At 63.1% G+C, this 22,582-nt stretch carries 18 protein-coding genes; 6 read left to right on the plus strand and 12 right to left on the minus strand.

Going from position 1 to position 22,582, the window contains the following annotated elements:
• Window positions 1-202: 202 nt before the first annotated feature.
• Window positions 203-1,102 carry a LysR family transcriptional regulator gene (locus LB556_RS25340; RefSeq protein ID WP_224570329.1) on the minus strand — a complete coding sequence of 300 codons (900 nt, stop codon included), beginning with the start codon at window positions 1,100-1,102 and terminating at the stop codon, window positions 203-205.
• A gap of 94 nt (window positions 1,103-1,196) precedes the next feature.
• Between LB556_RS25340 and LB556_RS25345 the strand changes: the two genes are divergently transcribed.
• Together LB556_RS25345 and LB556_RS31915 are read left to right on the plus strand one after the other, a co-directional pair.
• The gene (locus LB556_RS25345) at window positions 1,197-2,078 is read left to right on the plus strand and encodes an SDR family oxidoreductase (protein WP_224570330.1); all 882 of its coding nucleotides are present in this window, start codon (window positions 1,197-1,199) and stop codon (window positions 2,076-2,078) included.
• A 404-nt stretch (window positions 2,079-2,482) separates the two neighbouring features.
• Window positions 2,483-5,044 (plus strand): EAL domain-containing protein, encoded by a 2,562-nt coding sequence (locus LB556_RS31915; protein ID WP_318011317.1) that lies wholly within the window; start codon window positions 2,483-2,485, stop codon window positions 5,042-5,044.
• A gap of 854 nt (window positions 5,045-5,898) precedes the next feature.
• Here the strand turns inward: LB556_RS31915 and LB556_RS25365 are convergent.
• On the minus strand, window positions 5,899-6,438 hold the full coding sequence (locus LB556_RS25365) for a carboxymuconolactone decarboxylase family protein (protein ID WP_224570331.1): 540 nt from the start codon (window positions 6,436-6,438) through the stop codon (window positions 5,899-5,901).
• A 139-nt stretch (window positions 6,439-6,577) separates the two neighbouring features.
• On the opposite strand from LB556_RS25365, the gene LB556_RS25370 reads away from it, so the two are divergent.
• On the plus strand, window positions 6,578-7,165 hold the full coding sequence (locus tag LB556_RS25370; protein WP_224570332.1) for a TetR/AcrR family transcriptional regulator: 588 nt from the start codon (window positions 6,578-6,580) through the stop codon (window positions 7,163-7,165).
• Window positions 7,166-7,513: 348 nt separating this feature from the next.
• Here the strand turns inward: LB556_RS25370 and guaA are convergent, their stop codons facing one another.
• From guaA to LB556_RS25395, 5 genes are all read right to left on the minus strand, one after another.
• Entirely contained in the window at window positions 7,514-9,076 is a 1,563-nt protein-coding gene (gene guaA, locus LB556_RS25375) for a glutamine-hydrolyzing GMP synthase (RefSeq protein WP_224570333.1), read from the minus strand.
• Between the two features lie 55 nt (window positions 9,077-9,131).
• Window positions 9,132-9,800, minus strand: coding sequence for a 5'-methylthioadenosine/S-adenosylhomocysteine nucleosidase (locus tag LB556_RS25380; protein ID WP_224570334.1), 669 nt, complete (start codon window positions 9,798-9,800; stop codon window positions 9,132-9,134).
• 132 nt (window positions 9,801-9,932) lie between these two features.
• Window positions 9,933-10,391, minus strand: coding sequence for a PaaI family thioesterase (locus LB556_RS25385; RefSeq protein ID WP_027146613.1), 459 nt, complete (start codon window positions 10,389-10,391; stop codon window positions 9,933-9,935).
• A gap of 98 nt (window positions 10,392-10,489) precedes the next feature.
• On the minus strand, window positions 10,490-10,942 hold the full coding sequence (locus tag LB556_RS25390) for a TspO/MBR family protein (RefSeq protein WP_224570335.1): 453 nt from the start codon (window positions 10,940-10,942) through the stop codon (window positions 10,490-10,492).
• Window positions 10,943-11,010: 68 nt separating this feature from the next.
• Entirely contained in the window at window positions 11,011-12,300 is a 1,290-nt protein-coding gene (locus LB556_RS25395; RefSeq protein WP_224570336.1) for an RsmB/NOP family class I SAM-dependent RNA methyltransferase, read from the minus strand.
• Window positions 12,301-12,623: 323 nt separating this feature from the next.
• Between LB556_RS25395 and LB556_RS25400 the strand changes: the two genes are divergently transcribed.
• Window positions 12,624-13,301 (plus strand): MIP family channel protein, encoded by a 678-nt coding sequence (locus LB556_RS25400; RefSeq protein WP_224570337.1) that lies wholly within the window; start codon window positions 12,624-12,626, stop codon window positions 13,299-13,301.
• Between the two features lie 69 nt (window positions 13,302-13,370).
• Here LB556_RS25400 and katG read toward each other — a convergent pair whose 3' ends face one another.
• Window positions 13,371-15,581 carry a catalase/peroxidase HPI gene (katG, locus tag LB556_RS25405; RefSeq protein WP_224570338.1) on the minus strand — a complete coding sequence of 737 codons (2,211 nt, stop codon included), beginning with the start codon at window positions 15,579-15,581 and terminating at the stop codon, window positions 13,371-13,373.
• Window positions 15,582-15,748: 167 nt separating this feature from the next.
• Here katG and LB556_RS25410 point away from each other — a divergent pair, with 167 nt between their 5' ends.
• A complete protein-coding gene (locus LB556_RS25410) occupies window positions 15,749-16,657 on the plus strand; it encodes a hydrogen peroxide-inducible genes activator (protein WP_224570339.1) in 909 nt (302 codons plus the stop codon).
• A gap of 257 nt (window positions 16,658-16,914) precedes the next feature.
• Here the strand turns inward: LB556_RS25410 and LB556_RS25415 are convergent, their stop codons facing one another.
• Window positions 16,915-17,838, minus strand: coding sequence for an AraC family transcriptional regulator (locus LB556_RS25415; protein WP_224570340.1), 924 nt, complete (start codon window positions 17,836-17,838; stop codon window positions 16,915-16,917).
• Window positions 17,839-17,935: 97 nt separating this feature from the next.
• Between LB556_RS25415 and LB556_RS25420 the strand changes: the two genes are divergently transcribed.
• Window positions 17,936-18,679, plus strand: a complete 744-nt coding sequence (locus LB556_RS25420; protein ID WP_224570341.1) for an SDR family oxidoreductase — start codon at window positions 17,936-17,938, stop codon at window positions 18,677-18,679.
• A gap of 60 nt (window positions 18,680-18,739) precedes the next feature.
• Here LB556_RS25420 and LB556_RS25425 read toward each other — a convergent pair whose 3' ends face one another.
• The 3 genes from LB556_RS25425 to LB556_RS25435 form a co-directional block, all read right to left on the minus strand.
• The gene (locus LB556_RS25425) at window positions 18,740-20,512 is read right to left on the minus strand and encodes an AMP-binding protein (protein ID WP_224570342.1); all 1,773 of its coding nucleotides are present in this window, start codon (window positions 20,510-20,512) and stop codon (window positions 18,740-18,742) included.
• Between the two features lie 92 nt (window positions 20,513-20,604).
• Window positions 20,605-21,303, minus strand: coding sequence for an ATP phosphoribosyltransferase (gene hisG / locus LB556_RS25430; RefSeq protein ID WP_224570343.1), 699 nt, complete (start codon window positions 21,301-21,303; stop codon window positions 20,605-20,607).
• Window positions 21,300-22,421, minus strand: coding sequence for an ATP phosphoribosyltransferase regulatory subunit (locus tag LB556_RS25435; RefSeq protein ID WP_224570344.1), 1,122 nt, complete (start codon window positions 22,419-22,421; stop codon window positions 21,300-21,302). The genes hisG and LB556_RS25435 overlap by 4 nt, the downstream gene beginning before the upstream one ends.
• Between the last annotated feature and the right edge of the window lie 161 nt (window positions 22,422-22,582).

The raw sequence follows: 22,582 nt of genomic DNA on the forward strand, positions 1-22,582 counted from the left end.
CAACGGACAATCCTCTCCGGCTGTCCTCCAGCATTTCCGATAGCGTTTCCCGGCGGCCTTGAGGAAGCTGCCGTTCTCTCGCCGAAGGTACCTTCGGCCGCCGACCAAAATGCGATCGCGCGCTCATCAGGCCCGGAATCTGAAACCGGCCATCGCTCAGCTTGTCATCCAGCCGAGAAGCGCCGCAGCCTGGCGAGGATGGCTAGTCGATAAACGCAGCCAATTCGTCCGGCGTACCTTGTGGGAAGGCCTTCTTCAGATAGGCCAGGAACGCGGACACGCGCGCGCTGAGTAGCCGACGCGATGGATACAGCGTCCACAACACGGTGTCAGGCCCTTCAACGTCAGCCCAATGCACGAGCCGGCCAGCAGTCAGATCGTGACTCACGACCGAAAGCGGCAGGCGCGCGGCGCCGATACCGAGGCGAACCGCGTCGCGGACCATCACAATCGAGGAGAGCGAGAGAACCGGATCGATGGCGATTGTCGACTGTCCGCTCGCCGTGGTCACTTCCCAGCTTGTTAAGGGGTCGGCCGATCCACGCACAACAGCCGGAGCGGCTGAGCCGCCTGCCGGTCGGGCAACGGCTGGCGCCGCTACAACCACCAGCCGATCATGCAGGAAAGCCCGCCCGACAAGGTTCTCGTCGGCCCTGGGGTTCACCCGTATCACGAGATCGTATCCCTCTTCGACCATGTCGACCGCACGATCGTCTGCCGTGACCTCCAGCCGCACCTCGGGGTATTGCTGCGCGAACCCAGCGGCGAGCTTGCCCATTGCAGTTTGCGAGAAGAGTAACGGGGCACTGATGCGCAGCCGGCCCCGTGGCCTGTCACTGCCCGACGCGACAGCGCTGGCCGTCTCGTCGAGTTCGGTGAGCAATACCGCGGTTCGCTCATAGAGGGCCCGCCCCTCCTCGGTGAGCTTCAGATCGCGCGCGCCGCGCTCGAATAGGCGTAGACCCAGCACAACCTCCAATTCCGACACGCGCCGGGACAGGGTTGCCTTGGGGCGCCCAGTAGCGCGTGCGGCGCGCCCGAACCCTCCATGCCGGGCAACAAGGTTGAAATCAGCGAGCCCGAGCAGATTTACGTGTTCCACGAATGAGACGACCTGTCCAAATATGGCATCTATTGGATCAATTGTGGATCACTAATTTGTGGGACGTCAATAGTGACACGTCAGGAGATACCCCATGACTATCCTCGTTATAGGCGCCACCGGCCGTGTTGGCCGCCATGTCGTCGACCAACTCGTTCAGCGCGGCGCCAAGGTGCGCGTGCTCACCCGCGATCCCTCCAACGCCAAGTTCCCCGCCGGCGTGGAAATCGCACAGGGCGAACTGCTCGACATCGAGGCGCTGCGCAGCGCCTTCAACGGCGTCAGCACCCTGTTCTTGCTCAATGCGGTCACCGGTGACGAATTCACCCAGGCCATCATCACCCTGAACATCGCTCGGGAATCGGGCGTCGAGCGGGTGGTCTATCTGTCGGTGCTCAACGCCGATCGCGCCGTGAACGTGCCGCATTTCGCGGTGAAGTCCGGCGCCGAGCGGATGCTCGAGCAGATGGGCTTCAGCGCCACGATCCTGCGCCCATCCTACTTCATCGACAATGAGATCATGATCAAGGACGTGATCTTCAACTACGGCGTCTATCCGATGCCGATCGGCGGCAAGGGCGTGGCTATGGTCGATGCCCGCGACATCGCCGAGGTCGCGGCGATCGAATTGATCCGTCGCGACAGAGCGCCAGGCAAGCTGCCGAACCAGATCATCAATCTGGTCGGGCCCGACACCCTGACAGGTTCGGACGTGGCCGCGATCTGGTCGGAGGTTCTCGGCCGCCCCGTTGCCTATGGCGGCGATGATCCCAGCGGGTTTGAACAGAACATGGCGACCTTCATGCCTAAGTGGATGGCCTATGAGATGCGGCTCATGGCCGAGCGCTATGCCAGCGACGGCATGATCCCGGAAGCCGGTGACGTCAAGCGTCTGACCAAGATCCTTGGCCGCCCGCTGCACTCCTATCGCGACTTCGCGTCGAGGCTCGCCGCGCAGCAGGACGCGACGGCCTGAACCCGCAGAGGCCACAAGGCCGCCTTGCTGCCCATGCCGAAGCGCACCGCGAGTTGCTCGCGGAGGGCAAGCTTTGATCTGGGAAGGTGTGAGCGGGGTCGCCGATAGGGCGGTCCCGCCGGTCCCGCTATCACCGCGCCGAAAGTCCCTGCCCGTTGATCGACACAGTGGGCCTCGCCACGATGATGATCGTCGGTCGCGTCTGCTTCAGGCGGGCACGTTCGTTCTCGCTCCTGACAAAGAAACGTTCGGGAGCCAGGCGGTGGAGAATTCACAGTGATCCTCATACTGCACCATCTTAAGTCACCCTTAATACGTTGGGCGCGAGACTAAGGAAAGCGCCTCCAATTTCCCACAGAATCAGCGCATGTGGCCGGGATTGGTCTTTTGCACCAATGTTTTACATGAAACCATTGAAGGACGTTAGTGTTAGAACCAAGCTATCTCTAGGCTATGGACTGGCGTTGCTGTGCATCGTGGCAGTAGGGCTATTTGGCGTCGCCCAGTTGCGATCTCTCAATGAAGTCACACGTCAGATCACCGGCGTTTGGTTGCCGCAGGTCCAAGTCGTGGAGGAAATGAAGCGCAACCTCGCCGAACACCAGCTCTATGCGACATTGCGCATGCGCACGGACGACACTCGACAGCTTCAGGGCATCGATGCCGAGATGGCGAGGGAGAGCGATGAGATCCTAAAAGGTCGGCGTGCCTACCGTAGGAGCGCCGGATCGCGAGCCGAGCAGGATTTGTTCGATCAGTTCGTTTATCTGTGGACGGCCTATCAAGACTCCCTGACATCGATTTTCCCGCTCCTGGAAACAGGAGAGCGAATAAAGGCGCTCAAAGAGTTCGAGACGGTATCGCTCCCGACCGTTACCGGGGCGGCGCAGCGGCTGGATGACCTGCTGGCCCTCACCAATCAACGCAGCACGGCTGTCGCGGCCATGGCGGACCGCACCTACACCATCGCGCAGCGGCTGACCTGGGCCGCGATTGTCTTTGCCGCAGCATGCCTCGGCGGCCTGGTCGTCTGGATTCGACACAATGTCAGCAAGCCGATCCTCACCGTGAGCGAGGCGATGCATCGCCTGACGCTGGGTGACCACCGCTCAACCCTCGTTGCACCGAAAAGGGATCGCCGCGACGAGATCGGGATGTTGTTCTCGGCCTTTGCCGGCTACCGTGCCAGCCTGGAGCGCAGTGAGGCTCTGGCACGCGAGGCGGAGCTGGAACGGCAACATCTGGCTGCGGCAGCAGCAAACATGCCGGTGGGTCTTTGCATGTTCGATGCCGAGCGGCGGCTGGTTTTTTGCAACCAGACCTACGCTGACCTCTACCACCTGCCTGAGATCCTGACCCGTCCAGGCGCGCATTGGGCCGATTTGAAGCGGTTCCGGATCGCCGCGGGGCTGTATGTCGGCCCGGAGCCGGAAAAATATCTGGAAGAACTCTCGGCGACGATCGATCGTGCCGAGCGCGTTGTGAGCCTCGTCGAACTCCGGGACGGGCGCACGATCGACCTCATCCACCAGCCGCTGCCAGGCGGCGGATGGCTTGCCACGCACCACGACGTGACCGATTTGCGGCGCAGCGAGGCCCGCATCTCGCACATGGCGCGCCACGACGGGCTTACCGATCTTCCAAACCGCATATTGTTCCACGAACGCGCCGAGGAAGCTCTGATCGAGATGAGCCGGCACGGAGGCAAGGTCGCCGTCCTTTGCCTCGATCTCGATCATTTCAAGACAGTCAAAGACACGCTGGGGCATCCGATTGGGGACGCCCTGCTGAAGGAGGTCGCCGCCAGGCTGAGGCGCGTCGTCCGTGAAGGCGACACGGTGGCCAGGCTCGGTGGCGATGAGTTCGTGATCGTTCAAAAGGGAGCCGATCAGCCGGTCGAGGCCACCGCCATTGCTCAAAGGGTCATAGACGCGCTGAGCGCACCTTACATCGTCGATGGACACGGGGTTATGATCAGCGCCAGCGTCGGCATTTCGATTGCGCCGGACGATGGCGAGAACGCCGATCAACTGCTCAAGAACGGTGACATGGCGCTCTACCGGGCAAAGGCGGACGGACGCAGTACATATAGGTTCTTCGAGCCGGAAATGGATGCCCGCATGCAAGCGCGGCGGTTTCTTGAACTCGATCTGCGCGAGGCGGTGGGACGGGAGCAGTTCGAGATCTATTACCAGCCGCTCCTCAATATCGGCCGCGGCGAGGTCAGCTGCTTCGAGGCTCTGCTCCGCTGGCATCACCCGAAGCGCGGCATCATCTCCCCGGCAGAGTTCATTCCCCTGGCTGAGGAGATCGGCCTCATCGTCCCGATCGGTGACTGGGTGATCAAGCAAGCGTGTCTCGACGCAGCAAGCTGGCCCAAAGGCATCAAGGTTGCGGTCAATCTGTCGCCGACGCAGTTTCGCAACACGCGCTTGCTTTCGACGATCGTCGAGGCACTGGATGCCTCGGGGCTGCCCGCGGGCCAACTCGAGCTTGAGATCACAGAGACGGTGCTACTGGCCAACAGCCCGGCGACTCTCGCGCTGCTGCAGCAGATCCACATACTGGGGGTGCACATCGCGATGGACGACTTCGGAACCGGATATTCGAGCTTGAGCTATCTGCGCTCTTTCCCGTTCGACAAGATCAAGATCGACCAGTCCTTTGTGAGGGATGCCGATGACGTCGACAGCTCGGTTGCCATCATCCGGGCCGTCACGAGCCTTGGCAACAGCCTCGGGATTCAGACCACCGCCGAAGGGGTCGAGACAGCGGAGCAGCTCGAACGCGTACGGAGAGAAGGCTGCACCGAGGCACAGGGTTTCCTGCTTAGCCGGCCGCTCCCTGCTCGGGACATCCCCGCAATGCTGGAGCGGACCCGCGCCGTCGTGGCTGGCGACATCGTCGAACCTGCACCCGAAATGACGGACGAGCGGAAAGGCCTGGGTCGCAGAAGTGCTGTGTAAATAACGCCTACGTCGCCCGTCATGGCATCGATCTGTTCCGCTCGATACTGGCCGGATGGGGTTGCGGTTGGCAGCTCGATGCGCTCCACGAGCGGCTGTCGGATCGGACCGTTGACCGTTTGTCTCAATTGCAATAGCAGGGTTCGATGTGAGACAATGCAACCGTCAGCTGCCGAATAGTCGCGACAGGGTGCGAATATGTCCACCGATCCAGTTAAAGTCCCTCGCGATTTCAGGTTGTCGGATATTGAATTTGGCGCTGACTACACAGATGAAGGCGTCGCAATAACTCTCGTTGATGATCAAGGAGAGCGCTTACGCTTTCACGTAAATGTAACTACGGGGGAATTGCTCTGCGAGCGAATAGCTGACGCTCTTGAAGTCAGGTACGGCACCTAACGCACCCACGAATAACCTGCGAGGATCTCGCCTCAATGGTACAGTAAGTATTTGATATTGCAATCTTGCCGTTGGCGCGTCGAGGCGCTTTTGCTCCGTTGCGCCATCTCCGGAGCAACTGGGTTAGGAACCCAGCGGGGGACGCCCCGCAATCGGTGACAAATAAGATTACTATCGGCCGTCGAGATGCACGCCACATCCGACAAGTCAGATCGCAAACGCTGACAAAAGTACCGTCAGCGCCCATCGTCGGCATCTCAACACCCCACGCAACCAGGTCAAACCCGAGTTGCATCAAACGTCCTCCAACCACTGGAGGATAGACATGGGATGGTTTCAGAATTCGGAAAAATCGTACGCCAAGCCTTATGAGCCCTTCCTTAATGGTTCACCTTCGGCGCCCTCGACTTGCCGGCCGGAGCGCCACATGGTGGCGGCTCCGACCGGTGCGATCCTTACGCAACCAGTTTGGACGCGGCCGGGAAGTCGACGGGCACGCGGGTTACTGCATGAAGATAGTTGCTCACCGTCTTATCGCCGACGATGACAATTGTGTCCACGAGGTTTTCCTTTGTCCAGCCGGCCGCGAAGAACGCATCGACGAGCCCTTGATCGGCATGACCGCGCTGGATCACAACGGCTTTCACCAGGCGGGCCAATGCGTCGAGTTTCGCGTCAAAGCTCGCTTGACCGCGGCGGATTTCGAGAATCTGCGCATCCGAAAATCCGACCATTTTTCCAACGAAAGTATGTGCGGCGAGGCAGTATTCGCATTCGTTGACCTGGCTTACGACCAGGTTAATCACTTCCCGAGCCTTGGCCGTCATGCTGCTTTTCGCATTCTGGAAGGCGAGGTAATTGCCTAGCGCATGTTCGGAATGGGCGAACGTTGCATACAGGTTCGGCACGGTGCCGAGGCTCGCCTTCAGCTTGTCGAAGAGCGCCTGATTGACAGGCGATACCTCATCGCGGGTCGGCACGTTGATCTTGGTCATGCTTTTTCTCCTAACAGGGTGGTTCCAGAAGTTGGTGACGGGTTCATATTTGTAACGACCGCTACAAATATGAACCCGCGCGCGCCGGCCTGTCAACAAAATTCTTTATCGATCGCTACAACAACGCTATAATGACCCCATGGCACGAACGATTGCTTTCGACTACGAGCGGGCTCTGGACAAGGCGATGCGGCTGTTCTGGAAGCACGGCTACGCCGGGACCGGGCTACGCGATCTCCTGAAGGTTATGGGGATTGGCGAAGGCTCGTTTTACAACACCCTCAAGGGCAAGAAGCAGCTCTATCTGGCATGTGTGGAGCGTTATGAGAAGACGGAGGGCCGCAAGCGCGCCCAGGCGCTGATGTCTGCGCCCACGGCCAGCCAGGGAATTCGCGCGCTGTTCGGCGTCGTGCTCGACTGCCTGGACGATCCGCAGACACCGTCCCGCCTCTGCATGTCGGCGGCGATGGCGTCGGAGGAGGTGCTGTCGGAACCTGACTTGCGGCAGCTCGTGGAAGACCGTGAGGAAAAATTCCAGGCGAGCCTTGCCGAGCGGCTGAGCCAGGATCGGGATAAAGGTGTGCTGCCGGCCACGTTCGATCCGCAGACCAACGCATCGATCATTGCCACCTACGTGCAAGGCATCTGGCGCGTGGCACTGGTGGATTTCGACCGGCCCCGTTTCGAGCGGCAGATCGATGTTTTCCTGACCGGCCTGGGGCTTTAGGCCCGGATGTCCGGATTACCGGCGCGGCGAAACGTCAGCTCGACCCTTGTTTTCCGGCAGTCCAGCAGAGAGTTCGATATGGAAATGCGTATACCGAGCGGATGGAATTCGCGAGCGAACGGATTGCCGATCTCATCGGCAAGGACCAATCGTTTACGGCAGAAGTGCGCGGGGACATGCTCAAACAGCAAGGTATGCTCACCAACGGGCAGCCACTTAAGGAGGAGTTTCGGCGGGTCGGCTAATCGTAGCGTCCGTTGGGCCCCCTAATGGGTTTATCCAGATGAAGTGAGCCTGCCGCTGTGAGTGGCAGTGCTATCCTTTCCTACTCCAACGTCCGGGGCCCCCTCATTCCCACTCGATTGTTCCGGGCGGCTTCGACGTGACGTCATAGACGACGCGGTTGATGCCCCGCACTTCGTTGATGATGCGGGTGGCGGCGGCGCCTAGGAAGGCCATGTCGTAGTGGTAGAAATCTGCGGTCATGCCGTCGACCGAAGTGACGGCGCGCAGGGCGCAGACGAATTCGTAGGTGCGGCCGTCGCCCATCACGCCGACGGTCTGCACCGGCAAAAGCACGGCGAAGGCCTGCCAGATGGCGTCGTAGAGGCCGGCCTTGCGGATCTCGTCGAGATAGATGGCGTCGGCCTCGCGCAGGATCTCCAGCTTTTCGCGCGTGATGCCGCCCGGGCAGCGGATGGCGAGGCCGGGACCCGGGAAGGGATGGCGGCCGATGAAGCTTTCGGGCAGGCCGAGTTCCTTGCCGAGCGCCCTCACCTCGTCCTTGAACAGTTCGCGCAGCGGCTCGACCAGTTGCATGTTCATGCGCTCGGGCAGGCCACCGACATTGTGGTGTGACTTGATGGTCACCGACGGGCCGCCGGTGAAGGAAACGCTCTCGATAACGTCGGGATAGAGCGTGCCCTGCGCCAGGAAATCGGCGCCGCCGAGTTTCCTGGCCTCGTCCTCGAAGACCTCGATGAACAGCCGGCCGATGGTCTTGCGCTTCTTCTCCGGATCGGCCTCGCCTTCGAGTGCCGTGATGAACTTGTCGGAGGCATCGACCAGAATCAGCGGCAGGTTGTAGTGTTGGCGGAACATCGCCACCACGCCGGCGGCCTCGTCCTTGCGCATCAGGCCGTGGTCGACCAGGATGCAGGTCAGCTGGTCGCCGACCGCCTCGTGGATCAGCAGCGCCGCCACCGAGGAATCCACGCCGCCCGACAGCGCGCATATGACCTTGCCTTTGCCGACCTGCTTGCGGATCGCCTCGACCGCGTGCTCGCGATAGGCGCGCATCGTCCAGTCGCCCTCGATGCCGGCGATGTTGTGGACGAAATTCCTGAGCAGCCTCGCGCCATCGGGCGTGTGCACCACCTCGGGGTGGAACATGATGCCGTACATCCTGCGCTCGACATTGCCGAAGATGGCGAAGGGCGAGCTTTCCGATTTGCCGAAGACCTCGAAGCCCGGCGGCAAGGCGATGACGCGGTCGCCATGGCTCATCCAAACCTGATGGCGCTGGCCGGTGGCCCACAGGCCCTCGAACAGCGGGCTCTCCTTCTCGATCTCGACGAAGGCGCGGCCGAATTCACGGTGGTTGGAGCTTTCGGCGACGCCACCCATCTGCACGCACATGGCCATCTGCCCGTAGCAGATGCCAAGCACCGGCACCCCGGCGTCGAAGACGATCTGCGGCGCGCGTGGGCTGCCGATGTCCGACGTCGAGGCGGGACCACCCGAGAGGATCACCGCCTTCGGATTGATGCGCTTGAATGCCGCCTCGGCCGACTGGAACGGCACGATCTCGGAAAACACGCCGGCCTCACGGATGCGGCGGGCGATGAGCTGGGTAAACTGGCTGCCGAAATCGACAATCAGGACGGTGTCGGGGTGATTGGCTGTCGTCATGGCGAGCCTTTAGAGAAAGAAATGAGTCTGCGCAATGGGTTGCGTCGCCTGACTTTCAGAGCGGTATCGCCTCGTCACGGCGTGAATCCGGCCGGAGCAGGCCGGAGCCGATCGCCCGTTCGAGGCTGATGACGGCGGCGGCCAGCTTTTCGTCGATGACGTGCAGATATTCGGTCCAGTCGCCGACGTGCCTTAGCTCAGCCGCGCCGTCCGAAATGCCACGCAGCCCGATGAGAGGGATGTCGAAAAGCTGGCAGGCACGCAAGCAGGCGAAGGTCTCCATGTCGACCATGTCGGCTGTGATCGCTTCGTAGGCCGCACCGGTAATGATAGCGCCGCCAGTCGACAGCGTCGCCTCCCGGATTTCGGGAATACGCAACGGCAGCGATACAGTCACCGGAAGATCGAGAAACGGCGTCGCGCCTTTTTCGAAACCGAGCGGCGAGGCATCGATGTCGCGATAGCTCACCGACACAGCCTGGTAGATTTCGGTCTGCTCCAGGGTCCGGCTGCCAGCCGAGCCGAGCGAAACGACAAGGTCCGGCAGTGCTGTCTCCGATTTCAGCCATGACAGTTCGGCGCCGAGCCGGACGCCAGCCTCGACTGGGCCGACCCCCGTCATCAGGGGGGTGAACAGCCGCTGCAGATGCGGGCCATATTCGGCCCGCGCCGCCATGACGAAGAGGACGTCCTTGCCGCCTATGCGCACAACGTTGGCGGTCATGACTATCTCCTCCTGCTTGTGCTACTCGATCTTAAGTGAGCAACCGGGGCACGCCGCCTTCGGCAGTTCTCCGGTTCGTACCCTTTCATCGTGCCACCGGCACGATGAACTCGCATGCGGCGAACCGGCTACTCACCCGGCAATCCCGTCACGGCCGACCATCGTCATCATCGTGCCGGTCATGGTGGCGATCAGCTTGGCCTCGCCGTCGGCCGCGAAGGCGTAGGCCTGGCCATCGGCGACGATGATGGTGCGGCCGGGTTTGGTCACCGAGCCACGGAACAGGAAACGCTCGCCCCTGCCCGGCGCCAGCAAATTGACCTTGAATTCGATGGTCAGCACGCCCGAATTCTCCGGCATCAGCGAGAACGCGGCATAACCGCAGGCCGAGTCCAGCGCGGTCGAAATGACACCCGCATGAAGGAAGCCGTGCTGCTGGGTCAACGCTGCCGAATAAGGCATCTCGATCTCGATGATGCCGGGGGTCACCAATGTCAGTTCGGCGCCGATCGTCGCCATCGCCTGCTGGCGCGCGAAGGACGCCCTGACGCGATCCTCATAGTCTGGAGCCGGTACGATCTTTGCTGCCATCGCCATAGCCTTCACTTTTGCCGGAAAAGCTTATCGCAGAGGCATGAGTGACAGGCAAATGCTTTTGCTGCACTGCAACAAAAACGAACCGAAGCGTCTTAGTTCAACCAGAGAAGCGAGGCGTTGAGCAGAGTTGCGAACGTCACCCATGCCGCATATGGCGCGAACAGCCAGCCGGATGGCCGATCGCGATTCCAGACGCTCGCGATGAACAGCGCAATGCTGGCGAGAAGTAGCACGATGACGACCAGGGCAAGCCCCATCATTCTCGCGCCGAAGAAGGTTGGCGACCACAGGAAATTCAGGACGAGCTGAGCGCCCCAGACCTTCATGGCGGTGCCCGCCGGGTCCCCTAACCATGTCCGCCAGCCGGCAATGGCGATCAGCACATAGAGCAGTGTCCAGGCGGGGGCGAAAACCCAGTTGGGCGGGTTGAAAGGAGGCTTGGCCAGTGATGCATACCAGGCACCCGGCAACGTGGCGTAGCCGATCAGCAGGTCCCCGCCCAAAACCACGACCAGGAACAGCAAAAGCGATGGATATCTTTGCAAGCATTCACCTCATGGCAGCGCGATTCCGCATCTGCAATTGCGGCGCCGCGGGGTCCCTGTCCGCGGCGTCAGTTCGCCCGGCGCAGCGCACAGAAATAAAATCCGTCGGTTCCGCTCAGAGCCGGCGAGAGCGAAATGCCGCCCAGCGCACCGAGCCGCATCGCCGCCGCATGGTCTGGAAAGCGGCTGTCCCAGAGCTGGCGATGATCGACCGGGGAAAAACCGCCGTGCCGCTCGCGAAACGCGGCGACCTGTTCGCCGTTTTCCTCGTCGAACACCGAGCAGGTGATGTAGACCAGCAGGCCACCGGGTTTGACGTAGGTTCTGGCGGCATCGAGGATCGCCGCCTGCTCGCCCTTGCGGGCATCGAGCTGTCTCTGCGTCAGCCGCCATTTGGCGTCGGGGCGACGCCGCCAGGTGCCGCTGCCGGTGCAGGGTGCATCGACCAGCACGATGTCCATATGACTTGCCAGCGGGGCAAGCTCGGCCGGCTTGGTGGCGACCTGCACATTGCGGTTTTCCGAGCGGCGGATGCGGTCGAAGATTGGCGCCAGCCGCGCCTTTTCCGCATCGTGGGCGAAGATCTGGCCGTAATTTTCCATTGCCGCCGACAGCGCCAGCGTCTTGCCGCCGGCGCCCGCGCAGAAGTCGAGTACCTGCATGCCAGCCGTCGCGCCGGCAAGTGCGGCCGCGATCTGCGACCCCTCGTCCTGGACCTCGAACCAGCCCTTCTGGAAGGCCGGCTCAGCCTGCACGTTGGGATGTCGGCCGTCACCGTCGATCGGCGGGATGCGGATACCATAGGGCGCGATCCGCGCGGCGCTGGCACCGGTCTGCTCCAGTTCAGCCAGGACTTTGGCGCGATCGGCCTGCAGCGTATTGACCCGGATGTCGAGCGGCGGACGCGTGGCCAGGGCGGCGCCCTCCTCGACCCATGCCTCGCCAAAGGCCCGCTCGAAAAGCGGTTCGCACCAATCGGGTATGTCGGCGCGAACCGCGGGCGGCGCGTCGGCAAGCCGGCGGTCCGCGATTGCCTGGAGTTCGGTGGCGCTTAGCAGCGGCGGTGCGAACTTGTCGCCTTCCAGCGCGGCGTTGAGCGACTGCCCAGTCTGGCTCCATTCGAGCAGCAGCGCCCCGAAGCCGATGGCACGCGGCGTGTCTTCGCCCAGCAACCAGCCTGCGGAGCGCTTGTGGCGCAGCGCATCGTAGACGATGTTGCCGATCGCGGCGCGATCACCGCCGCCGGCGAAGCGATGTGACAGGCCCCAGTCCTTCAGCGCGTCGGCCACCGGCCGGTGACGCCGGCCAATGTCTTCCAGCACTTCGATGGCCGCAGCCAGCCGTCCGCCCAGTCGCATTCGTCATTCCATCAAAATCGAGCACATGATCCCAGGGCCTGCTCTTAGAGCCTTTCCGGTCCGGATTGAACCCCGCGCTCCATCGGGCACCGGCGAGGTCCTCCGGCCAGGCCCCGGCGGACCTTGCCAACCAGTAAGTTCCCTGACCCGCGAAAGCAGATCGATCAATAGATGAAAGGTCTCTAATGTTCAAAAATGGCGGCCGCAAGGACGGTCGTGGCGCTACAGCTCTGCTTTCCAAGTTTTTCGGTTGGGAATACTCTTGCCGCCATGATTCGCGGCGCGGAAAACGTGGACCGGCGGATCGTCACGAGGAGAGGGCAATGAAGACTTATCTGGCGGAAGTTCTAGGCACATTTCTGTTGGTGTTCATCGGCACGGCGTCGGTGGTGACGGGCGGCTTCGGCGGCGCCTTGCCGCTCGGCCAGGAAGGCATCGGCCTGGCATTCGGTATCGGCCTCATCGCGGCGGCCTATGCGATCGGCCCGATTTCAGGCGCGCATCTCAATCCGGCGGTGACGCTCGGTGTCTTCCTTGCCGGCCGGCTGCCGGCCAAGGACGTCATCCCCTACTGGATCGCGCAGGTCATCGGCGCCATCATCGCCTCGCTGGCGCTGTGGATCATCGTTTCGGGCCAGACCGGCGGCCACACCGGCGGCTTCGGCGCCAACGGCTGGGACGAGGCGAAGTGGGGCATGAGCTCGGCGTTCCTGTGGGAGCTGATCGGCACCTTCACCTTCGTCACGGTCATCCTTGGCGTTACCGCCGAAAAGCACTCGACGGCGTTTGCCGGTCTGGTCATAGGCCTGACGCTGGCGGGCATCCACTTCGCCATGATCCCGGTCACCGGCACCTCGGTCAACCCGGCCCGCTCGATCGGCCCGGCGCTGTTTACGGGAGGCGCCGCACTCAGCCAGCTCTGGCTGTTCATCGTCGCACCGCTGATCGGCGGCGCCATTGCCGGCGTCGTCGCCAAGGCGCGTGTCTTCGAGAAGGATTGATTTCCAGAGCCTGAACACGAAAGGCGCGGGCCGTGGCCCGCGCCTTCCTTGTACGTCCTTATGTCCGGATCAGGCAGCGATCTCGAAGCGATCCGCGTTCATCACCTTGGTCCATGCCGCAACGAAATCCCTGGCGAATTTCGCCCTGGCATCCGCCGATGCGTAGACCTCGGCCAGGGCACGCAGCTGTGCGTGCGAGCCGAAGATCAGGTCGGCCCGGGTACCGGTCCACCTGACTGCCCTGGTCTTGCGGTCGCGCGCTTCGTACACCTCTTGCGACCCCGGAACAGAACCGGCAACCGGATCCCAGATGGTATTCATGCTGAGCAGATTGACGAAGAAGTCGTTGGTCAGCGCACCCGGCCTGTCGGTGAACACGCCGTGCCCGGACTTGCCGGTGTTGGCGCCGAGCACCCGCAGACCGCCGACCAGCACCGTCAGCTCCGGCGCGGTCAGGCCCAGCAACTGTGCCCGGTCGACCAGCATGGCTTCGACCGACATGGGCTGCTTGCCCCTGACATAATTGCGGAAGCCGTCGACCTTCGGCTCGAGCGCGGCGAAGGAGTGGACGTCCGTCTGCTCCTGCGAGGCGTCCATGCGCCCGGGCGTGAACGGCACCTTCACATCGTTGCCGCCATCCTTCGCGGCCTTCTCGACCGCGGCGACGCCGCCGAGAACGATCAGGTCCGCCAGCGAGATCTTTTTCTCGCCCGCCTGTGATGCGTTGAACTCCTTCTGTATGTCCTCCAGCTTGGTCAGCACTTTCGACAATTCGGCCGGTTCGTTGACCTCCCAGTCCTTTTGCGGTGCCAGCCGGATGCGGGCGCCATTGGCGCCGCCACGCTTGTCGGAGTTGCGGAAGGTCGAAGCCGAGGCCCAGGCCATCGAGACCAGTTCGGATACCGACAGGCCCGAGGCCAGTATCTTGGCCTTCAGCGATGCGACGTCCTGATCGCTGACCAGTTCATGGTCGACCGCCGGGATCGGGTCCTGCCAGATCAGCTCTTCCTTCGGCACCAACGGGCCGAGATAGCGAACGACCGGCCCCATATCGCGGTGGGTCAGCTTGAACCAGGCGCGGGCGAAGGCGTCGGCGAACTGATCCGGATGCTGGTGGAAACGCCGCGAGATCTGTTCGTAGGCCGGGTCGGCCCGCAGCGCGAGGTCGGTGGTCAGCATGGCCGGCGCGTGACGCTTCGAGGGATTGTGCGCATCCGGCACCGTTCCGGCGCCAGCGCCGGCCTTCGGCGTCCACTGATGGGCGCCTGCTGGGCTCTTCGTCAGTTCCCATTCATAGTTGAACAGATTGTCGAAGAAGTTGTTGCTCCACTTGGTCGGCGTCGTGGTCCAGGTGACTTCGAGGCCCGAAGTGATGGCGTCGCCGGCAATACCCGACGCATACTTGCTCGACCAGCCGAGGCCCTGCGCCTCGATCCCGGCACCTTCGGGCTCGGCACCCACCAGCGAGGCATCGCCGGCGCCATGGGTCTTGCCGAACGTGTGACCACCGGCGATCAGAGCCACGGTTTCCTCGTCGTTCATGGCCATGCGGCCAAACGTTTCACGAATATCGCGGGCCGAAGCCAGCGGATCGGGCGTGCCGTTTGGCCCTTCCGGATTGACGTAGATCAGCCCCATCTGCACGGCGCCGAGATGGCCCTGAAGCTCGCGGTCGCCAGAGTAACGCTCGTCGCCGAGCCACTTGGCCTCCGAACCCCAGTCCACATCCTGCTCCGGCTCCCACACGTCGGCGCGGCCGCCGGCAAAGCCGAAGGTCTTGAAGCCCATCGATTCCAGCGCAACATTGCCGGTGAGGATCAACAGGTCGGCCCAGGAGATCTTGCGGCCATATTTCTGCTTGACCGGCCACAGCAGGCGGCGCGCCTTGTCGAGATTGGCGTTGTCCGGCCAGCTGTTGAGCGGCGCGAAACGCTGCTGGCCAGCTCCGGCGCCGCCGCGGCCGTCGCCGATGCGGTAGGTGCCGGCGCTGTGCCAGGCCATGCGGATGAACAGCGGCCCGTAGTGGCCGAAGTCAGCCGGCCACCAGTCCTGCGAGTCCGTCATCACATGGTGCAGGTCCTTGATGACCGCATCGAGATCGAGGCTTGCGAATTCCTTGGCATAGTCGAAATCCTCGCCCATCGGGTCCGACAGGTTCGACTGCTGGTGGAGAACGCCGAGGTCAAGTTGGTTCGGCCACCAGTCACGGTTGGTCCGGCCGGCGGATCCATGCGCGACAGGGCATTTGCCCGCGCTGTTGTCGTCGGTTTTCGCGTCCATCTCTCACTCCAATTTTGCCGAGGTTTGATTCTGCCGATTGATTTCCGAGATTGTGGGGGCGGCCAGCGCCAATCTGGAACCATTCCAGACTAGGCCACATTACCGATAAAAACAAATTGCCTTTCCTGTTTATTTCGATAGGATTTTCTTATGATAGGCTTGGCTGCATGATCGGATTGACCGTTCGCCAGATGCAATATTTCGACGCGCTGGCGCAGACGCTGCATTTCGGGCGTGCGGCGAAACTTGCCGGTGTCAGCCAGCCGGCGCTGTCCTCCCAGATCGCCGAAATGGAGCAACGGCTGAACTGCCGGCTGTTCGAACGCGGTGGCAAGTCGGTGCGCATGACGGACGAGGCGGTAGCCCTGTTGCCGCGTATCGAGCGCATTCTGGCGGATATCCGTGACGTGGAAACGACGGCCAGGCGCGGCCGCACGGCGATGGAGGGGCGCTTCCGGCTGGGCATCATCCCGACCGTGGCGCCCTATCTTCTGCCGCGCGCGCTGCCCGAATTGAAGAAGCATTTCCCGGCCTTGCTGCTTGAACTGCGCGAAGCGGTCACCACCTCCCTCGTCGAGGACACCGCGTCGCGAAAACTCGACGCCTTCATCGCCGCGCTTCCGCTCGACCATCCCGGACTGGTCGCCGAAGCGCTGTTTCCCGACCGGTTCTTCCTCGCGGTACCGTCAGGCGATCCGGCCTTTGCCTCGCCGCCGGTTCCACCGGAGAGCCCGGCACTGGAAAGGCTGATGCTGCTGGAAGAAGGCCATTGCCTGCGCGAGCAGGCGCTCGCCATCTGCGGCAATGTGCGGCCGGTGGCGATGGCAAGCTACGGCGCCACAAGCCTGACCACGCTCCTGCAGATGGTGGCGCACGGGCTTGGCGTCACGCTCATCCCCGAAATGGCGGCGGGGCCAGCCGGCACTATCCCCGACCTGAAGATCGTGCCGTTCCAGGAGCCGATGCCGCAACGCATGATCTGCCTTGCCTGGCGGCGCAACAATGCCAGGCACGGCGAATGCGTGGAACTTGCCAGGATCATCCGCGGTCTCGGCGCGGCGGTGCTGGCGGCGTAAAGCAATTCCAGGAAAAGTGCGTAGCGGTTTTCCGTCCGGAATTGCGTGAAAACAAAGAGTTAGAGCGGGTCAGCGATTCCATCAAACACTGAACCGCTCTAAGGCCGGGTCAAACCAGTCGCTACAGAACCCTGGATAAAACTCGCGTGTCCGCGGCGAAGTCGGATTGGCGATCATCTCGCGCGGCGCACCGCGTTCGACGATCACGCGCCGTCCATGAAGACGGGTATCCCTCCGTAGGACCCGACTGCCAGGAGTCAGGCGACATGCCTGCCTGCTCCTGTCCGATCGCCACGTGCGTATCGGCCTGGCGGTTTTCCAACGTGCCGGCTGAACGCAATGCTGAACGTGCTTGCCGAGCCATAGCCCACACGCCTGGCAACCTCGTCAAGGGCGACATCCCTGTCGCGCAGCAGGTCCTTTGCCAGGGCCATGCGCCAGGCGAGCAGATATTCCATGGGCCGCACTCCAACGGCGCGCATGAAGCGATCGAAGAAGGCCGATCGTGACATGCCGGCCTCACGCGCAAGTTCGGCCACCGTCCAGGACTGTTCGGGGCCGCTGTGCATCCGCCGCAGCGCCCCGGCAATGCGGGCGTCGCCAAGTCCGCGCAAGAGGCCCGGCGATGCGTCCTTGCCCTGCATGGCACGCAGCGCCTCGATCAACAGGACTTCGACCAGGCGCGCAAGCACCAGGTCCCGACCTACATTTTGCGCGCCAGCCTCCTCCCCGACGAGATGCACCAGCACGGTGAGGCGGCGGTGGCCGCGCACGTGAACCATGGCCGGCAGGAGGGAGACCAGCAGGTCCGCATCGGGGGAATCGAAGACGAAATAGCCTCCCAGCAAGCGGACATCGGGCGGACCGTCGGGGCGACCATGGCGAACCTCCTGCTCCGGCGCCGGCTCCAGACGAGGGTCGATGTGCCTGGGCACCGCCGGTTCGAGGCTGGACATGGTGAATGCCGGCGTTGCCGGCAGGAGCACGAAGTCCCCCTCCTCGAGCAAGACGGGACTCTCGCCATCGACAACGAGCCGGCAGCGGCCCTCCAGGACCGCGCAGAAGCCCGGCTGACCGAACGCGGAATAACGCACCCCCCAGCGCCCGGCGCCGCTGATGCCCTTGGAAAAAACGGCTCGCGGCCGCAGCAGTTCGATCACGCTTGAAAGAGGGTCGACCATTCTTTGGACTCTTGCGGATAAAATGTGGACTGTTGATTGATGATAGTCCTGATTGTGGCGGCTAATTCTCCGGCGTCAACGCAAAAGAGGATAGCTCATGAAAACCGTACTGATCACAGGCTGCTCGTCCGGCTACGGCCTGGAGACCGCACGCCACTTCCACTCCCAGGGCTGGAGCGTCATCGCCACGATGCGCAATCCGCGCGACGGCATCTTGCCACGATCGGATCGCCTGAGGATGCTGCCGCTCGACGTAACCGATGCCGCCAGCATCGCGGCCGCGCTTGAAGCGAGCGGACCGATCGACGCGCTCGTCAACAATGCCGGGATCGGGGTGGTGGGCGCCTTCGAGGCCACGCCGATGGCCCACATCCGAAAGGTCTTCGAAACCAACACGTTCGGCGTGATGGCAATGACGCAGGCCGTGATCCCCCAGTTCCGCGCCAGGCGGTCGGGCGTGGTGGTCAACGTAACCTCGAGCGTGACGCTCGCGCCGATGCCGCTGGCCGCCGCCTATACCGCCAGCAAGATGGCCATCGAGGGGTTCACCGGTTCGCTGGCCCATGAACTTGACGCCTTCGACGTGCGCGTCAAACTGGTCGAGCCCGGCTATGCCCCGACCACTCGTTTTGCAGCGAATTCGGACGTGCGCATCGCCGATCTGATCCCCGAGGCGTATGCGTCATTTGCAAAGCCGATCTTCGCGGCGTTCGCGCAGCCGGCAATGGTCACGAAGGAAACCGACGTGGCCGAGGCTGTTTGGCGCGCGGCCAACGATGTATCGGGCGAGCTCCGTTTCCCGGCCGGGCCCGATGCCGTGGCTCTGGCCCAGGATCGATGATCGCGCCGATATCAGCCGCTGCTCATAGGGGCAGCGGCTTCCCGGCCCGCTCCGAGCCAGTCACGCCGTCTTCTGTGTCACCAGCCCCAGCTCTTCCACCATGGCTTGGCGCATTAGGAATTTCTGCGGCTTGCCGGTCACCGTCATGGGCAATTCGGTGCGGAAGCGGATGTGGCGCGGCACCTTGTAGTGGGCGATCTGGCCGGCGCAGTAGGCCTTTATCTCCTGTTCGGTGGCGATCTGGCCGGGCTTGAGCACGATCCAGGCGCACAGCTCCTCGCCATATTTGGCGTCCGGGATGCCGAACACTTGCACCTCCTTGACCTTGGGATGCCGGTAGAGGAATTCCTCGACCTCGCGCGGATAGACGTTCTCGCCGCCGCGGATGACCATGTCCTTGACGCGGCCGACAATGTTGCAATAGCCCTCGACGTCGATGGTGGCGAGATCGCCGGTGTGCATCCAGCCGTCGCTGTCGATCGCCTCGCCGGTCTTCTCGTCGTCGTCCCAATAGCCCTTCATCACCGAGTAGCCGCGCGTGCAGAGCTCGCCCGGCGCGCCGACCGCAACGGTGGCGCCATCGGCGTCGATCGCCTTGACTTCGACATGAGGGTGGATGCGCCCGACGGTGGAGACCCGCTTTTCCAGGGGATCGTCGACTCCGCTCTGGAACGAGACCGGGCTGGTCTCGGTCATGCCGTAGGCGATGGTCACCTGCGACATATGCATCAGCGACACCACCTTCTTCATCACCTCGATCGGGCATGGCGAACCGGCCATGATGCCGGTACGCAGGCTGGAAAGATCGAATGTCGAGAAATCCGCGTGGTCGAGCATGCCGACGAACATGGTCGGCACGCCATAGAGGCCTGTGCAGCGCTCCTGCGACACGGCTTTCAGCGTCAGGCCGGGATCGAAACCCTCGCTGGGAAAAACCATGGTCGCTCCCTTCGACACACAACCCATCGTGCCCATCGACATGCCAAAGCAATGATAAAGCGGCACCGGGATGCAGAGCCGGTCGTCGACAGTGAGCTTGATGGCAGATGTGACGAAATTGCCATTGTTGACGATGTTCGAATGGGTCAGCGTCGCGCCCTTGGGCGCTCCCGTTGTTCCGCTCGTGAACTGGATGTTGATCGCCTCGCCCGGCTTCAACCCTTCCGAGATACGATCGAGGCTGTCATGCTCGTCGCGGCCGGCCATGGCCAGCACGTCGCCGAAATTGAACATGCCCGGCGAATTGTCCTCGCCCATGCGGATGACGATCCTGAGCGCAGGCAATTTCCCGGCCTTCAACTGACCCGGTGCCGCCGTGGCAATCTCCGGTGCCAGCGTCTCGATCATGCCGAGATAGTCCGAGGTCTTGAAGCTGGCCGCCGTCACCAGGGCCTTGCAGCCGACCTTGTTCAGCGCATATTCCAGTTCGGTCAACCGGTAGGCCGGATTGATGTTGACCAGGATTAGGCCGATGCGGGCGGTGCCGAACTGCGTCACCAGCCATTCCCAGCGGTTAGGCGACCAGATGCCGACGCGGTCGCCTTTCTGGAGGCCGAGGGCCAGGAAGCCGGCGGCCAGCGCATCCACCGTGTCAGACAGTTCGCTCCAGGTGAAGCGCTTGTCCTGGCCAACGAAGACGGCGGCATCGAGCGTGCCGTATTTGCTCACAGTGTCGGAGAAAAGCTCAGGGATCGTCTTGTCGAGAAGCGGTACGCCGCGATCGCCCGAGACATGCGCCCTGCCGTCCACGGGCGCGACAAAGACGCCGCCGGCGCTCGTGCCACGTCGACGCAGATTGGTGGCGTTCTTCAGCTCATCGAGATTGACCGGCATCGCTGTTTCCTCCCAGCACGGACCAAGCCTATCAGCCTGCCGGGATGCTGGAAATCCCGTCGATGGTACTGGAGCCGTCTCCCGAAGGATCGCTACGCGACCGCGGCAGCAATTTTCGCGGCGATGTCGCGCAGGACGGCTTCGTCGGCCGCCGCACGTGTCTTCCTCGATGCGACCAGGCAGGCTTGCGACTTCAGGACCACGCCATCGCCCAGCACCTTGAGGTGGTTGGCGCGCAGCGTCGAGCCTGACGACGTGATGTCGACGATGACATCGGCAAGCCCTGCCGCCGGCGCACCTTCGGTGGCGCCGAGGCTCTCGACGATGCGATAGACCTGGATGCCGTGCTTGAGCGAAAAGAACTGCTGCGTCAGCCGCCAGTATTTGGTGGCGATCCTGAGCCGCCGGCCATGGCGCTGGCGGAAATCGGCGGCGACGTCGTCGAGATCGGCCATGGTGTCGACATCGAGCCAGATCTCGGGCACCGCCACCACGACATCGGCATGGCCGAAGCCGAGACGGGCAACGATTTCGGACCGCGCCTCCCAGTCGGCGAGATTTTCCCGCACAAGGTCTTCGCCGGTGATGCCGAGGTCGACCGCACCCTGGCCTATCTCGCCCGAGATTTCGGAGGCCGACAGGAAGGCGACCTCGACATTGTCCAGGCCATCGACGCGGGCATGATACTTACGCTCGTCGCCTGGCAGGCTGACGGCGAGGCCGGCCCTGGCCAGCACCTCCAGCGCCTGCTCTTTCAGCCGGCCTTTCGAGGGAACGGCCAGCGTGATCATGGTGCCTTCTCCCGCAACGCCTCGATGCGGTCGAGCCACACCGAAAAGCCGACACCTGGGATCGCGGTCCTGGCGCCAAGCAGTGTCAGCAACCTGTCGTACCGGCCGCCACCGGCCAGGGGGCGGTCGCCACCTTGCACTGCTATTTCGAAGACGACACCGGTGTAATAATCGAGCGGCCTGCCGAAGGCGGCATCATAGCGGATCTTTGCCGAGGGCAATCCATGCGCCTCGATCGCCCTGGCGCGAGCCGCGAATTTTTCCAGCGCCGCACCCAGCGAAAGTCCGGCGCCGGCGGCGAAGGTTTCCAACGCCTGGGCCGCGCCATCGAGCGGCACGTCGATCGCCAGGAAACCCTTCAGCGCCGCGAAGGCCTCGTCCGACAGCCGCACGCTGCGCAACTCGGCTTTCTCGATCAGCCGCCGCGCAATATCCGATGGCGCGCGCCCGGCGGATGCCGACAAGCCGGCCTCCTCCATTCCACCGGCAATGTGCCGGGAGAGGCCGTCCAGATCACCATCGAGGACAAGCGCCGCGACCGGGCCGGAGAGTTGGCCGTTGCGTGGCGGGTTGGCGAGATCGGCGAGTGCCGCCTCCAGCATCGGCGCCGAGCCGAAGGCACGGGCCAGCCGCATGCGCCAGCCGCGCGGCAGGCCGAGGGCCGCCAGCACCGCCTCGAAGATGCCCTGGTCGCCGAGCGTGACCGCCAGCGACTGGCCGGGCAGCACCAGCGACAGCAACGCATGGGCGTCAGCCACCGAACGGGCGTCGGCTTCGGCCGTGTCGCGGTCGCCGAGATCCTCGATGCCGGCCTGGAAGAACTCGTTGCCGCCCTCGCGGCGCTGGCGAAACACTTCGCCGAGATAGGAGTAGCGGCGCGGCGTGTCGGCCTGGCTGGCTATGTGGTCCAGGCAGACGGGAATGGTGAATTCGGGTCGCAGGCAAAGCGTCTGCCCGGTCTCGCTCTCGGTCAGGAAAATGCGCCGGCGCAGATCCTCGCCGGCCATGTCGAGGAACGGATCGGCCGGCTGCAGCACCGCGACTTCGACCGCATGCGTGTTGCGGGTTGCGAAGAGGGTGATGATGTCGGTCGATATTGCGGGGTAGCGGGAGGTCATGAAGCGCAGCCTTCCCTTTTCCCCTTGTGGGAGAAGGTGGATTGGCGCGCAGCGCCGAGACGGATGAGGGGTGCGTGACGGAATGAGGCGCTTGCGTTCCATGGAACACCCCTCATCCGACCTCGCTTCGCGAGGCCACCTTCTCCCACATGGGGAGAAGG

It is taken from the genome of Mesorhizobium sp. ES1-4 (genome assembly GCF_020164745.1).
Classification (GTDB): Bacteria; Pseudomonadota; Alphaproteobacteria; order Rhizobiales; family Rhizobiaceae; genus Mesorhizobium.